At 69.2% G+C, this 13,348-nt stretch carries 10 protein-coding genes; 3 read left to right on the plus strand and 7 right to left on the minus strand.

All coding sequences use genetic code 11. From position 1 onward, the window contains the following. Positions 1-40: 40 nt before the first annotated feature. The 3 genes from KW843_RS11230 to imuA are packed head-to-tail and all read right to left on the minus strand — an operon-like array spanning position 41 to position 5,725. Complete coding sequence (locus KW843_RS11230) at positions 41-3,340, minus strand: error-prone DNA polymerase (protein ID WP_255594668.1); 3,300 nt, start codon at positions 3,338-3,340, stop codon at positions 41-43. Between the two features lie 20 nt (positions 3,341-3,360). Beyond that, on the minus strand, positions 3,361-4,803 hold the full coding sequence (locus KW843_RS26765; protein WP_370628491.1) for a DNA polymerase Y family protein: 1,443 nt from the start codon (positions 4,801-4,803) through the stop codon (positions 3,361-3,363). A 43-nt stretch (positions 4,804-4,846) separates the two neighbouring features. After that, the gene (gene imuA, locus KW843_RS11240) at positions 4,847-5,725 is read right to left on the minus strand and encodes a translesion DNA synthesis-associated protein ImuA (RefSeq protein ID WP_218295188.1); all 879 of its coding nucleotides are present in this window, start codon (positions 5,723-5,725) and stop codon (positions 4,847-4,849) included. Positions 5,726-5,892: 167 nt separating this feature from the next. Between imuA and KW843_RS11245 the strand changes: the two genes are divergently transcribed. After that, complete coding sequence (locus KW843_RS11245; RefSeq protein WP_218295189.1) at positions 5,893-6,513, plus strand: IPTL-CTERM sorting domain-containing protein; 621 nt, start codon at positions 5,893-5,895, stop codon at positions 6,511-6,513. 66 nt (positions 6,514-6,579) lie between these two features. Here the strand turns inward: KW843_RS11245 and KW843_RS11250 are convergent, their stop codons facing one another. Continuing rightward, positions 6,580-7,890 (minus strand): HD-GYP domain-containing protein, encoded by a 1,311-nt coding sequence (locus KW843_RS11250; RefSeq protein ID WP_218295190.1) that lies wholly within the window; start codon positions 7,888-7,890, stop codon positions 6,580-6,582. Positions 7,891-8,363: 473 nt separating this feature from the next. Between KW843_RS11250 and KW843_RS11255 the strand changes: the two genes are divergently transcribed. Both KW843_RS11255 and KW843_RS11260 read left to right on the plus strand, forming a co-directional pair. Continuing rightward, a complete protein-coding gene (locus tag KW843_RS11255; RefSeq protein WP_218293877.1) occupies positions 8,364-8,651 on the plus strand; it encodes a DUF4148 domain-containing protein in 288 nt (95 codons plus the stop codon). 92 nt (positions 8,652-8,743) lie between these two features. After that, positions 8,744-9,040, plus strand: a complete 297-nt coding sequence (locus KW843_RS11260; protein ID WP_218295191.1) for a DUF4148 domain-containing protein — start codon at positions 8,744-8,746, stop codon at positions 9,038-9,040. A 130-nt stretch (positions 9,041-9,170) separates the two neighbouring features. Here the strand turns inward: KW843_RS11260 and KW843_RS11265 are convergent, their stop codons facing one another. From KW843_RS11265 to KW843_RS11275, 3 genes are read right to left on the minus strand one after another with little or no spacing between them, the layout of a single operon-like run. Then, positions 9,171-9,926: a GntR family transcriptional regulator gene (locus KW843_RS11265; protein ID WP_218295192.1), complete on the minus strand. Its 756-nt coding sequence runs from the start codon at positions 9,924-9,926 to the stop codon at positions 9,171-9,173. 1 nt (position 9,927) lies between these two features. Further along, on the minus strand, positions 9,928-11,703 hold the full coding sequence (locus tag KW843_RS11270; protein ID WP_218295193.1) for a glycerol-3-phosphate dehydrogenase/oxidase: 1,776 nt from the start codon (positions 11,701-11,703) through the stop codon (positions 9,928-9,930). Continuing rightward, positions 11,700-13,244, minus strand: a complete 1,545-nt coding sequence (locus KW843_RS11275) for an FGGY family carbohydrate kinase (RefSeq protein WP_255594670.1) — start codon at positions 13,242-13,244, stop codon at positions 11,700-11,702. The genes KW843_RS11270 and KW843_RS11275 overlap by 4 nt, the downstream gene beginning before the upstream one ends. Positions 13,245-13,348: the final 104 nt, after the last annotated feature.

Below are 13,348 nucleotides of genomic sequence, written 5' to 3' on the forward strand. Positions count from 1 at the left end.
CGCCCGGTCAATTGCGGGTCAGGGGGGCCACCCTCCTTCATCAATGGAAATCGCGGCTCCCCTGCAGCGCATGGGCCATGCGGCCGAGCAGCGGGGTCAGGTCCTTGAAACGCTGGGCCACCAGGTGGCGCACCACCGTGGGTGCCGGCGCCTGCGGGGACGATGGCGGAATGGAACCCGGGGCGGGCGCGCCGTCGCCTTCCGGCACGCTGCACTGCCACATGCCTTCCACCGCCAGCAACTGCGAGCGCAGCAGCGCGTTGCGCCAGGTGTCCACCAGCGCGGGCCACACGATCACATTCACGGGGCCGGTCTCGTCTTCGAGCGTGACGAACATCGTGCCCTTGGCCGTGCCGGGGCGCTGGCGCACGGTGACGATGCCGCAGGCGCGCACCTTGCGGCCATGGGGTACGGCATTCAATTGCAGCGCGCTCAGCAGGCGCCAGCGGTCCAGGCGCGGGCGCAGCAGGGCCAGCGGGTGGCGGCGCAGCGTGAGGCCGGTGGCGGCGTAGTCGAACAGGATTTCCTCCCCTTCGGGCGCGGCTGGCAAGGCAAGCGGCGCTTCGTGCACGGGCACATCGCGCAGCAACGCGGGGGCGGGGTGCTGCGCGGCAGCGTCCCACATCTGCTGGCGCCGGTGGCCCGAAAGGCTGGCCAGGGCATCGGCAGCGGCCAGGGCCTGCAGGTCCTGCGGGCTCAGGCGGGCCCGCAGGGCCAGGTCTTCGGTATTGGCAAAGGCAGGGCCCGTGACGCGGACTTGCACCAGGCGTTTGGCAGCCTCTTCCTGCAGGCTGCCCACCAGCCGCAGGCCGAGGCGCACAGCAGGCTGCGGTAGCAGTGGCGCGGGCAGCCCCTTGGCAGGCCGCAAGTATTCGGCCGGACCTTCCAGCGTGCAATCGTGGTGGCTGAGGGTCACGTCGACGGGCAGCACGCGCACGCCGTGGCGGCGCGCGTCCTGCACCAGTTGTGAGGCGGTGTAGAAACCCATGGGCAGCGAGTTGAGCAGCGCGGCCAGAAAACACGCGGGCTCGTGGCATTTGAGCCAGCTGCTGGCATAGGCCAGCAAGGCAAAGCTGTGGGCGTGGCTTTCGGGAAAGCCGTATTCGCCGAAGCCCAGCATCTGCTGGAAGATGCGGTCGGCGAATTCGGCGGCATAACCACGGGCGACCATGCCGTCTTTCAACGGCTTTTCAAACCGGTGCACGCCCCCCTTGCGCTTCCAGGCCGCCATTGAGCGGCGCAGGTCATCGGCTTGGCCCGGCGTGAAACCGGCGGCATCGATGGAGATCTGCATCACCTGTTCCTGGAAGATGGGCACACCCAGCGTGCGTTCGAGCGCGTTGCGCAGCTCCGGGTACTCCAACGGAAAAGGCTCCGTGCTGCCCGCACTGCGCATCTGCCGCTCGACCTCTCGCGCCTTCAGGTACGGATGCACCATGCCACCCTGGATGGGCCCGGGCCGCACGATGGCCACCTCCACCACCAGGTCGTAGAACTTGCGCGGCCGCAGGCGCGGCAGCATGCTCATCTGCGCGCGGCTCTCGATCTGGAACACGCCCACGGTGTCGGCGGCGCAGATCATGTCGTAGGTGGCAGGGTCTTCGCGGGGGATGCCCTTGAGATCCCAGCGCTCACCGCGCAAGGCATCGCGCAAATCCAGGCAGCGGCGCAAGGCACTGAGCATGCCCAGGGCCAGCACATCGACCTTGAGCAAGCCCATGGTGTCCAGGTCGTCCTTGTCCCACTGGATGACGGAACGATCCTCCATGCTCGCCGGCTCCACCGGCACCAGGCGCGTGAGCTTGCCCTGCGTGAGCACGAAACCGCCCACATGCTGGCTCAGGTGGCGCGGAAAGCCTTTCAGGTCCGCCGCCAGTTCCAGCCACAGCTGGGCCGTGTGCCGGTGCAGCGGTGCGCCCAGGCTTTCCGCCAGTTCCTGCAGCCGGTCGGTGGCGAACTGTTCGTCAAACCAGTGGTGGTCCTTGGCAAAGGCATCGACCAAGGCCGGCGCCACACCCAGGGCCTTGCCCACATCGCGCAGGGCACTGCGCGTGCGGTAGGTGGTGACCACCGCAGCGATGGCGGCGCGCTCGCGGCCGTATTTTTCGTAGATGTACTGGATGACCTCCTCGCGCCGGTCGTGCTCGAAGTCCACGTCGATGTCGGGCGGCTCCTTGCGCTCCTTGCTGATGAAGCGCTCGAACAGCAGGTTGGTGTTCTCGGGCGGGACGGCCGTGATGCCCAGCATGTAGCAGACCACCGAATTCGCAGCCGAGCCACGGCCCTGGCACAGGATGTTCTGGCTGCGTGCGTAGCGCACGATGTCATGCACCGTGAGGAAGTACATCTCGTACTGGCAGTGCGCGATCAGATCCAGCTCCTTGCGGATCTGCACCCACACCTTCTCTGGCGCGCCTTGCGGGTATTCGCCCTGCACGCCCACATCCACCAGCCAGGCCAGGGCCTGCGCGGGCGTCATGCCGGCGGGCACGGTCTCCAGCGGGTACTGGTACTTGATTTCATCCAGGCGGAAAGTGCAGCGCCCCGCCACCGTGAGCGTGGCGTCCAGCAACTCGGGCGGGTAGATGCCCGCCAGCCGCACGCGCCGGCGCAGGTGGCGCTCGGCATTGGGCTGCAGCGCAAAACCACATTCGCCCACGCTGCAGCCCAGGCGCACGGCGGTGATCACGTCCTGCAGCGGCTTGCGCGAACGGGCGTGCATGTGCACATCGCCCGCTGCCACCAGTGGCAAGCCCAGCGCCGCGCCCGCACGCTGCAGCGTGGCCAGCCACAGGCTGTCGTCCGGGGCCAGGTGCAACTCGACCGCCAGCCAGAGGTGGCCGTCAAAATATGAGTCAAATTGGCCTCTGGCGCTTGACAGACAAGCGCTGACAGCTATCAAATCAGAAGCATCAAAGCCATGCCGGCAGGGGGACAGCAACAATTCGCACCCCTTCAAAGCCGCCCATGGGCTGGCCGCGCCCACGTGGTACTGCCCCTTGGGCGCGGCCGCGCGGGCGGCGGTGATGAACTCGCACAGGTTGCCCCAGCCCTCGGCATCCCGCGCCACCACCACCACCCGCAGATCGCCCCACACAAACTCGCTGCCCACGATGAGGTGCAAGCCGCATTCCAGGGCCGCCTCCCAGGCCCGCACCACGCCCGCGACGGAGCATTCGTCGGTCAGTGCCAGCGCCCGGTAGCCCAGCTCCAGCGCACGCGCCACGAGTTCCTGCGGGTGCGATGCCCCGCGCTGAAAGCTGAAGTTGGACAGGCAATGCAGCTCGGCGTAGTCCGGCAACCCGGCCACAGCGGCATTCCCTGGCATGGGCGAAGACATCGTGAAACTCCCTGGCGCCATCACCCGAAGATTCCATGCAGGAACCAGCGGTGGGGGCGCGCCGCGGCCTGCGCGCCCTCCGGCACGGATGCCAGGCGCTCGCGAAACACCCACACCAGCCCCGCCACATCGTTGTGCGCGACGAAGTAGTCGCGCAAGGCCAGGCCGGCGCAGGGATGGGCCGGGTCTGCATCGTCGCTGCCGGCCCCGGACCACCAGCCCGCCTCGAAACGGTGGGGACCGGCCAGCAGGCGCAGCAGGCCGTGGTGGCACGGGCGGTTGCCCTGCACGGCCAGGCGCCGTGGCGGGTTCAGCAGCCAGGTGGGCTGCAGCAGCCCGCCGGGCGTGGCGTCCAGGGCCGCGCCGGAAGCGCTGGCGGATGCACCCCGGGCCGCGGGGCGGGGGGGCGCCGCCACGCGCAGCACCTCGGCCGCCGGGCGCCACTGCTGCATGCGCTCGGGGCGGTGGTCGGCCTGCAGCACCGGCGCCTGCACATGCTCGGCCCCCAGCCGGGCGGACAGGCGCTCGAGCAGCTGGTGCAAGGCCTCGCCTTGCACGCCACCCGGCAGGCCCGGGTCGCTGCCCCCACGGCCATCCGGCGGCAGGAGGCTGGCGCTGCGGTGCGCCAGCGGGGCCGCATCCAGCAGGCGCAGCGTGATCTGGTTCGCTGGCGCGGCCAGCGTGGTCCGCGCCAGGTTTTCCGCCAGGAGCCGCCGCAGATGCGCCATGTCCTGCGTGGCCTGCGCCGTGCGCACCTGCAGCGCCTGCACGGGCGCGATCATCACGCCGTCGATGCGCCGCAGGTCGTGGCGCCACGCCAGCTCCAGCCCCAGCACACCTTGCTGGCGTGCCTGCAGCCAGCCATGCAGGGCCGCGATGCCACGGTGGGCACTCCAGAGCAGCGCATCGGCCGACGCCGCCAGCGCGGGCAGCTCCAGGGTCAGCGCGAACTGTTCGGGCAGTTCCAGCCACGCATGCGCTTCGGGGGCATCGCCAAAGGCCTGGTCCAGGGCCCGCAGCACCCCCGCGCCAAAGCGCCGCGAGACCCCCGGACGCGGCAGCGCACGCAGCGCCCCCCAGGTGCGGCAGCCCATGCGCTCCAGGCTAGCCACATGCGGGCGCAAGGCGGTCAGCGCATGCAAGGGCAGCCCTGGCGGCCCCTGCGCAGGCGGCGCCCGGCCCGCCAGGGCCAGCCTCAGAAAGCCGTGCGCCACCAGCGCCGTGGGGCCGCAGCCCCACGGCGGCTGCGCACAGGGCCTGCTTCCTTCAGAAAAAACAGGCTCTCCCTGCCCGCCCGAGGTGGAAGCCGCCACGGCCCAGGCCTGCAGCACCTGCGCCAGCAAGACATCGCGCCCGCCCCAAAGCCGTTCGGTGGAGGACACTTCCAGCAGCACGGCCTCATCGTCCACCAGCGCCACGCGCGGTGTAAAACGCAGCGCCCACCAGCCCGCCGACGGCTCCATCGCCACGGCGGCTCCTGCCAGCGCCGTGGAACCGCCCTCCCTCTCATCCGGCCGTGGCCATGGCAGCGCGATCCAGTGCATGCCCCCTCCCCCCTGGCGATGCGGGCGCGGGCGCCCGACGCGGCACGGCGCCCCCGGCGGGGAGTGCAACGGCCAATGCGCCCCGGCCTTCCTCCATCATGCCCACCGCCGCGGCCTGGGCAGCACGCCGCCGTTCGGCCTGCGCCGCCAGCACCTGCGCCAGCAGAAGGTGGCATCCGGGCAATGGCAGCCCCTGCGCCAGGGGCGGCCCCCGGCGCTTGAGAATGTGCACCTGCATCCCGGGGAACACGGGCGTGCCCGCGGGCATGGGCATGCCCTGGACTTGCAGCCGCAGCAAGGCTGGCGACGCCTGGGGGGCCGCGCTGACGGGCCGAAACACCCACAGCAGCTGCTGTTGCTGGGCCGCGGCCAGCTGCAGCCGGCGCAAGGCCGCCGGCTGTGCCTGCGGCAGCCAGGCCATGACGGCCAGCACATCCCGGCACCGCAGCGCCTGCTCGGCGGCCCACAGCGCCGACATGGCCGTATCCGCCCGCACCAGGCCCAGCCGCCCGGGGGGCAGCCCCTGGGCCTGGAGCGCCGGGCCAAAAGGCTCGCACGGGGGCGCCACCACGACCACGGCCCCATGCCGCGCGGCCGTGGCCTGGGCCAGGGCGGGCAGCACCAGCTGCCATTCATGCAGGCCCGCCAAGGGCTGCAACACCTCGCTCAGCGCCCCGACAGGCCACCCTCCACCCGGTAGCTGCGCATCCAGCAGCGCATACCCCGTGGATTGCGCCTGGTGCTGTCCCGTGCCCACCAGCCCGTCCGCGTGCCAGACGCCAGGCACGGCAAATGGCAGATCGGAGGCGACAACCCGCGGGGAGTGGCGTTGCGCAGGCATGGTGGGAAGAGAGGGTCCGAAAACACGAATACTGTAAATATAACCAGTATTTTGCCAGCAGCATGAAAACCTCGGAAAGGCCCGGGAAGGCCCTGCCATTCAGAGCTGGGCGGCACACGCCGCGCTCCCTACAATGGGTCGCAAAAGGAAACAGAGGGAGTCGTTCAATGAAGGCAATCCAGTCGGCAGCAGTCGCCCTGCTGCTTCTCCTGTCGGGCAACACGTTCGCCGCCTATGCGGTCTACGTTTTCGAAAGTGGCGGCAATGTGGTCGCCAGCGGCAGCGGCCGCATGAACATGGCAGCCCTCACCCCGGCCGGCAACGGGCCTCTTTTCTCCGTGGTCATCCCCTCGGCTGCGCTGATTTTCACCGGCACGGCCGGGACGGTGGAGGCCTACATGGGCGTCTCCGGGCCTCCCATGCTGGGGGCGGGAGGCCCTGTCCTCGCCGATACATCGTCGGGCGACATGGTGGGACTGGACGGCATGATGGCACCGGGGTTTGTCTTCGCCCCCCTGGGCTACGTCTCCGGATCGGCGCTCGCTTCCTCGGCCACGTGGACGGGGACCTCGCTGGCCAGCCTGGGGCTCACGCCAGGCTCCTACACCTGGACCTGGGGCGCGGGCCCCACCGCCGATTCGTTCACGGTCCACGTGGGCATCGCGCCACCCGCCGCCCCGGCTTCCATTCCAACGCTGTCCGAATGGGGCCTGGCGATCCTCTCGGCCCTCATGGCGGGATGGGCGATGCGCCATCGCCTCCCGCGGCGCCGCAACAAGGCGGCCTGAAAACACGTTGACTCACGGGCCCCGGCAAGACGCTTGCGCGCCCCCGAAAAGATCCTGAACAGGTTCTCAGAGCTTTCGGAGGGCCCAATCACACCAATCCGCCACCGCCCCATCCGCGGGCGTGGCGCGCTGCGCCAGTTGCGGCCAACGGCGGTGGCTGGCATTCAGGATGCTCTGGAGCTGCCACAGCGCCTCGCGCCCCACCAGGGCCACTTCGGCCATGCCCATGGTGTCGCCCCGCAGCTGCGCCATGAACTCGCCCTGCTGCTGGGGGTGCGAACCAGCTTCCGTCAGGGCTTTCTGAAGGGCCAGCAGGCGGGCATCGACAAATGCGAGGGCGCTCCCCGGCAGCGTCTTCGCGCTGGTTCCGGGGGGCAATGCGGCCTTGAGCTGGTCCCAGCAGGCAAAGGCTTCGGCGAGAAGGTCCATCTGGCGTGGGGCATCGTTGCCCAGGGGCATGAGCGCGGAGTCGCGGGCGACCTCCTCCTGCAGCAGGGGCAGGAGATGCGCCACCAACGCCGATGGGAACTTGCGATGGTTCAGCCGCAGCACCAGTGACAGGCGCTGCGCGGGCATGTCGTCGTATTTCTCGTAGAACGCAGCCACCACTTCGGCCAGCAGCAGGATGCGGCCCAGCACCGAGATATCCGCACCCGCCAGCCCTCGCGGATAGCCGCTGCCGTCCATGCGCTCGTGGTGTTCCAGCACCGCCACCTCCACCGGCCGGGGGTAGGCCTGGGTGTCGCGGATCATGAGCATGGCGGTGATGGGGTGCGCCACCAGGTGCTTGCGCTGCACGCCAACGACCTTGTGGTCGGGATCGCTCCAGGCCGGGTCCATGTGCAGCACGCCCAGGTCGTGCAGCAAGGCTGCGGCGGCGAGGTTGGCGCAGTCGCGCTCGCCCAGCTCGCTCTTGATGGCCAGAAACACGGCCACGGTCATCATCTGCAGGCTGTGCTGGAAAAGTTCAGGCCGCTGCTCGCGCATCACGGTGAGTTTGCAGGCCATGGAGGGAGGCAAGGGCAGCGAGCGCAGCGGCGCCAGCAGCCGGGCAGCCGAACCCAGCGTTTCGGCCAGCAGCCGGGGCAGCACCTCCCGCTCCACCAAGGCCTGCCCCGCAGCCAGCAAGGCAGGCACATCCACGGGATTGTCGATGGACAGGTGCCGGTCAATCGGCTCGCGCAGCTTGTGCTGCACCAGGCGGTCGTACAGGCGGCCATCGATGCGGGCCCCCTTCTCGACCAGCTTGATGCCGTTGTCGGTGTAGATGGCGGCGTCAGCGACCACCATGCGCCGATCGGCCATGTCGGTCAACGCGCGCAGGTAGTGGGGGCTGTCCGCGGTGTCGATGCCCGCAGGTACAAGAGAGTCTGTCATGCAAGAACACAAAGGGTTACCTTGGACTATATGACGTTCCCTCCCTGTGTATCGCCCCGGCCGCCTTGGGCATGCGGTACCTTGATGCAGATCAAGCGCCTGGCGGCAGTACGCGGATGCCGGGCGCAATCCTGGGGGCGCCACGTAGGCGGAACTCGCGCCAGCCGTCCTTGGCATGGGCATTGCCCCGGTTTCCCATCGTTCCTGAAAAACGCCCTACTCGCCAGGATTCGAGGCGCCAAAACCCCATTGCTGCCACAAAAATATGGGTAAACCCTGCCTGCTTACACCCTCATTGTTTCCAATACCGGAACAGTTAGTTTGCGACCCGGTGGTTTTTCTTCGCGCCCCATCCACGTACAGTTCAACCCATCGATGAGCCGAACCCGCAAGGCGACTCACCGAACCCGGTTCAGAAATGGTTTTTGTCCCGGCTTTTTTGAGACGCTTTTTTAACTTCAAGGATTTTCATCATGAACAAGACCGCCCGCTTCCTCTCCATCGCCGCCGTGGCCGCTTTCGCTTCTTTCGGTGCCCAGGCCGACGAGGCCGATGCCTCGCAGTTCGCCACGAAGTTCGAGACGAACCGCACCCGCGCCGAAGTGGCCGCCGAAGCCGCCACCGTGGCCCAGACCCGCTCCATCGAGCCCGCAGGTTCGCGTGTGGTGACCTACCAATCCACGGCCGACCGCGCCGCCGTGCGTGCCCAGGCCGCCGATGCCGTGCGCACCGGCCAGATCCCTTCGGGTGAGCGTGGTTGATCAGCGCTTGATTCGCTGAATCCAGGCCCTCTCCTGCTGCGTATTTCCAAGTACATCGCCCTCATTTTTTTGAATTTCACCGGAGTTTCACCATGAACAAGACCGCACGTTTCCTCTCCATCGCCGCCGTGGCCGCTTTCGCTTCTTTCGGTGCACAGGCCGACGAAGCCGATGCTTCGCAGTTCGCCACGAAGTTCGAGACGAACCGCACGCGCGCCGAAGTGGCCGCCGAAGCCACCACCGTGGCCCAGACCCGCTCCATCGAGCCCGCAGGTTCGCGCGTGGTGACCTACAAGTCCACGGCCGACCGTGCCGCCGTGCGTGCCCAGGCTGCTGAAGCCGTGCGCACCGGCCAGATCTCGGCGGGCGAAATCGGCAACGCCATGTAATTGCCGTGCGGCGGGGCGGCCATGCCCCCCGTTCCTTCCGCGCGGTGGTTGCCATGAAGGCATGAATGACAAACGGGCTCCTGCGGGAGCCCGTTTTGCCTGGAGAGACTGCCCGCGCCTCAGGAGGTCATCATGTCGTTGTCTGCACGTGCAGGCGGCTCGACTTGCAGCGGTGCAAGGCGTTGTAGTACTCCAGGCGGCGGCCGTTGGCGCCATAGGCGATGGACTCGATGCGCAGCAGCGGCTCGGGGCTTGCCAGCTGCAGCAGTTCGCAGGTCTCGGCGTCGGGCAGCACGGCGTCGATCCAGCGCTCGGCGCGCACCAGCCGCACCCCGTACTGGCGGCGCAACACGTCGTAGAGCGAGCGGTCGTCCAGGCGCATGCGGTGCAGGCCGGGCGCCAGGTCGGCGGGCACCACGGTTTCCACCAGCAGGCGCAGCTCGCCATCCACGCTGCGCAGCCGTTTCAAGGCCACCACCTGGGTGTCGTCCGTGAGGCCCAGCGCGCTGATCTCCTGCGGCGTGGGTGCGCGCAACTGCTGACCAAGGACCTGGGTGCGCACCGAACGGCCCTTGCGCTCCATCTCGTCGGAGAAGCCGAGCACGGTGGAAACGAAATCCTCGTCGCGCTCGCGCGCCGCGACAAACGCACCACGGCCCTTGATCTTGTAGATCAGGTTGTTGCGCACCAGGTCGGCCAGCGCCTCGCGCACCACGATGCGCGAGATGCCGAACTGCTCGCCCAGTTCGGCCTCGGACGGCAGCTTGGCGCCGATGGCCAGTTCGCCCTGCAGTATCTGCAGGCGCAGGGCATCGCGGAACTGCGCCCACAGGGGCGATTCGGAGTTGCGGTCGAGCAGGGGCTGGAGTTCGGTCGGTGAATTCACGTCAGGACGGGCTCAGGGCCGGGTGGATGGTCAATGATGCATGGAAAGCCGGCGCTGCATCGGTGTGATCAGGGACTGCGGGAGCCAGGCGCACGCCATGGCGCTCGCGCAGTGCGGTGGTGCAATTGTGCAGTTCCTGCCGTTCGCGCCCCGCATCCCAGCCCAGCGCCCGTGCGGCGATGCCCGCCATCTCGGCCAGCGCCGCGTCCGTGACGAGGCCGCGAATGGCCAGCAGCGTGCGGCGGATCACCAGGTCGTCGAGGTGGATCACGCCGGTGTCGGTGCACAGCCAGGCCACCTCCGCCGCCGAGTAGTCGGGTGCATGCTGCAGCGGCAGGTCCCCCGCCACCTTGAAATGCGGGGCCATGCCCAGGGCCTGGGTGCCGTAGCGGCGCAGCAGTGCCTGGGCGCGGACACGGCCCAGGCCGGAATCCTGGGCGATGCGGTCGATGAAGCGCTCGGTCGCCGGCCCGCCCTGCGGCATGTCGGTGCCGCCGCCAATGGGCAACTGCCGGGTCGAGGCGGTGCGTGCCCGCCCCAGCAGGCGCAGCACCTCGTCGGTGGCCTCCTCGGCCAGCGCGCGAAAGGTGGTCCACTTGCCCCCCACCAGGCCCACGACCGGGATATCGCGCGATGGGGACGGTGCATCGATCACCACCGAATGGTCGCGCGAGATCTGCCCCGGCTTGTCGGCGTCCGAGCGCGCCAGCGGCCGCACGCCCACATAGGTGTAGACCACGTTACCGCGGCCGAAGGAGAGGTTGGGAAACACCTCGCCCAGCACCTCCAGCAGGTAGTCCACCTCGGCAGGTTCGGTGGCGATCTGGTCGGGGTCGTCCACCGGAATGTCGGTGGAGCCCACCAGCACCCGGTCCAGGAAGGGGTAGACGATGCACACGCGCCCGTCCAGCGCCTCGAAATAGGCCATGCGCCCGCCCAGCGCGTCGCGCAGCAGGGGGTGGTCGAGCACCAGGTGCGAGCCCTTGGTGCCCATCACGCGCGGGCCGGGGCCGCCCAGCAGTTCGGTGCTGCGGTCCAGCCAGGCGCCGCTGGCATTGACCACCGTGTCGGCCGTCACCTGCACCACCTCGCCCGTGACTTCGTCGCGCAGCGTGAGGGTCTTGCCCGTGCAGCCCGTCACGCGGCAGTGGTTGACGGCCGCCGAGCGGGGCTGGTCGCGGCAGGCGTCGCGCACCAGCTCCAGCACCAGCCATTCGGGGTGGCTGATCCAGGCGTCGAAGAAGGTCGCCGTCCAGCGCACGGCCGCCCGGAACAGCAGGCGGTCGGCCGGCTGCACGCGGCTGATGCGGTGGTTGGGCATCACGCGCTGGCGCCAGCCCAGCAGGTCGTACAGGCGCAGCCCGGTGGCCACGGCCAGCAGGCCGCGCGTGCGCTGGGGCGGCGTGCGGCCCAGGAACTTGAGCGCGCTGCTCATCAGCCCGCCGAAGAAGCTCGACAGCGGCACCACGGTCTTGAGCGGCTGCACCAGGTGCGGCGCGTTGCGCAGCAGCAGGTTGCGCTCGCGCGTGGCCTCGGCCACCAGCGAGAAGCTGCCGCTTTCCAGGTAGCGCAGGCCGCCGTGGATCATGCGCGAGGGCGCGCTGCTGGCACCCGCACTGAAGTCGCCCTTGTCCACGATGAGGCAGTCCACGCCCTGCAGCGAGAGGTCGCGGAACACGCCCACGCCGTTGATGCCGGCGCCCACGATCACGGTCGAAAAATGGTGCCCCGACACGGCGGCCGGGCGCACGAAAGGCAATGGTGCAGGCGTGCTCATGGCAAGGCCTCCATGCTCTGCGCGGATGTGGGGGTGGGCGCAAGCGCTGGCAGCGGCGCAGCAATGCCCGGCGATGTGCCCGCCAGATGGCCGAATACAGGGGACATGGTGGCTATCAGTTCGTTGAAGTTGGCATTGAAGTCCGCATGGGCCCGCGCCTGGCTGGCGTCGGGTTCGACCGTGTCGCAGGGCGCGCGCAAGGGGTGGGTGTCGATGCCTTGCGACATCGCCGCGTAGATCGCCGCGCCGCGCGCGCCGGTCTCGTCGTCGGCGCAGCGCTCCACCGGGTGCCCGAGCAGGCCCGCGAGCAGGCGCACCAGGCGCGTGTCGCTGGCGCCGCCACCGAGCACGGTGGAGGCCGACACCGGCAGCCCGCCGGCCGCCAGGCGCGCCGTATGGCGTGCATGCAGCGCCGCGACCGCATCGACCACGGCACGCGCCATGTCGCCGCGTGTGTGGTGGCTCTGAAGGCCGACAAAGCCGGCCGAGACGCCCGCACCGCCGTTCACGAAAGGCAGAAAGCGCAGTCCCCCGGCCCCGAACGGCACCGACATCGCCAGGTCGACCACGGCCCGCGCATCGGGCAGGCCAAGCACTCCGGCCAGCCAGGCGATATTGGCCATCGACGAGGGGCTGTTCTCCATGTACAGGCGCCGGTCGCTCGGCCCGAAATTCACGACGGCCACCACGTCGGGCCGGGGTTCCACCACCGGGCCGATGACGGCATTGACGCACCAGGTGCCCAACACCGAGACGGCGCGGCCGCGCTCCTCGGCACGGATGGCGGTCATCGACGCCAGCAGGTCGATGGCGCCCATGGCCACCGGGATGCCCGCTGGCAGGCCGTGCGCCTCGGCCGCCGAAGTGTGCAGCGTGCCGATCACCTCGCCGCTGTCCACCAGCGGCCCGAAGGCCTTCGGTGAAAGATCGGCGACGCCCGAGGCCGCAAAGGCCAGCGGCGACCATGTGCCGGTGGCCACCGAGAGCAGGCCCGCCGTGCTGGCGTCGCTGGCGTCGGTGGCGATCTCGCCCGTGAGCAGAAAGCCCACGTAGTCCTTGGCGAACATGAGGCGTTGCAAGGCACCGCTGCGCACAGCGTCGCTGCCCAGCAACTCGGCCGCGATCACGGTGGGCTGGCCCGGCCAGGGCTGGCAGCCGACCTCGGCGCGCAGTTGCAGGCCATGGCTGCTTGCCAGGGACTCGGCCCGCGCGCCGGCGCGCTGGTCGGTCGAGGCCACGGCGCGGCCGCCGGCCAGTTCATTGCGGGCATCCAGCGCATACAGGCCCGCTCCATGCCCCGTGCAGCCGATGGCACGGACATCGGCCACGCGGTCGCCGAGCTGGTGCGCCACATCGCGCAGCACGGTGGACAGGGCCGAGCGGATCATGGATGCCCCCACTTCGCAGCCACCACCGGGCAGGCGGTCGTGCTGCAGGGGCATGCGGGACAGGGCGACGGTGCGGCCGCTCGCGGCCTCCAGGGCCAGGGCTTTGAGGCTGCTCGACCCGAGGTCGATGCCAATCAGTAGTTGGGTCTTCATGTCATAACAGCTTCCACCGAACCAGCCGGCATATCCAGTAGTGTTTCCCCTAACTATCTGGCGCTTCGATCCAAGATTACATTCTACCTGTCATAACAACTGTC

The sequence above is a fragment of the Acidovorax sp. sif1233 genome (assembly GCF_019218755.1).
Lineage (GTDB): Bacteria > Pseudomonadota > Gammaproteobacteria > Burkholderiales > Burkholderiaceae_C > Acidovorax.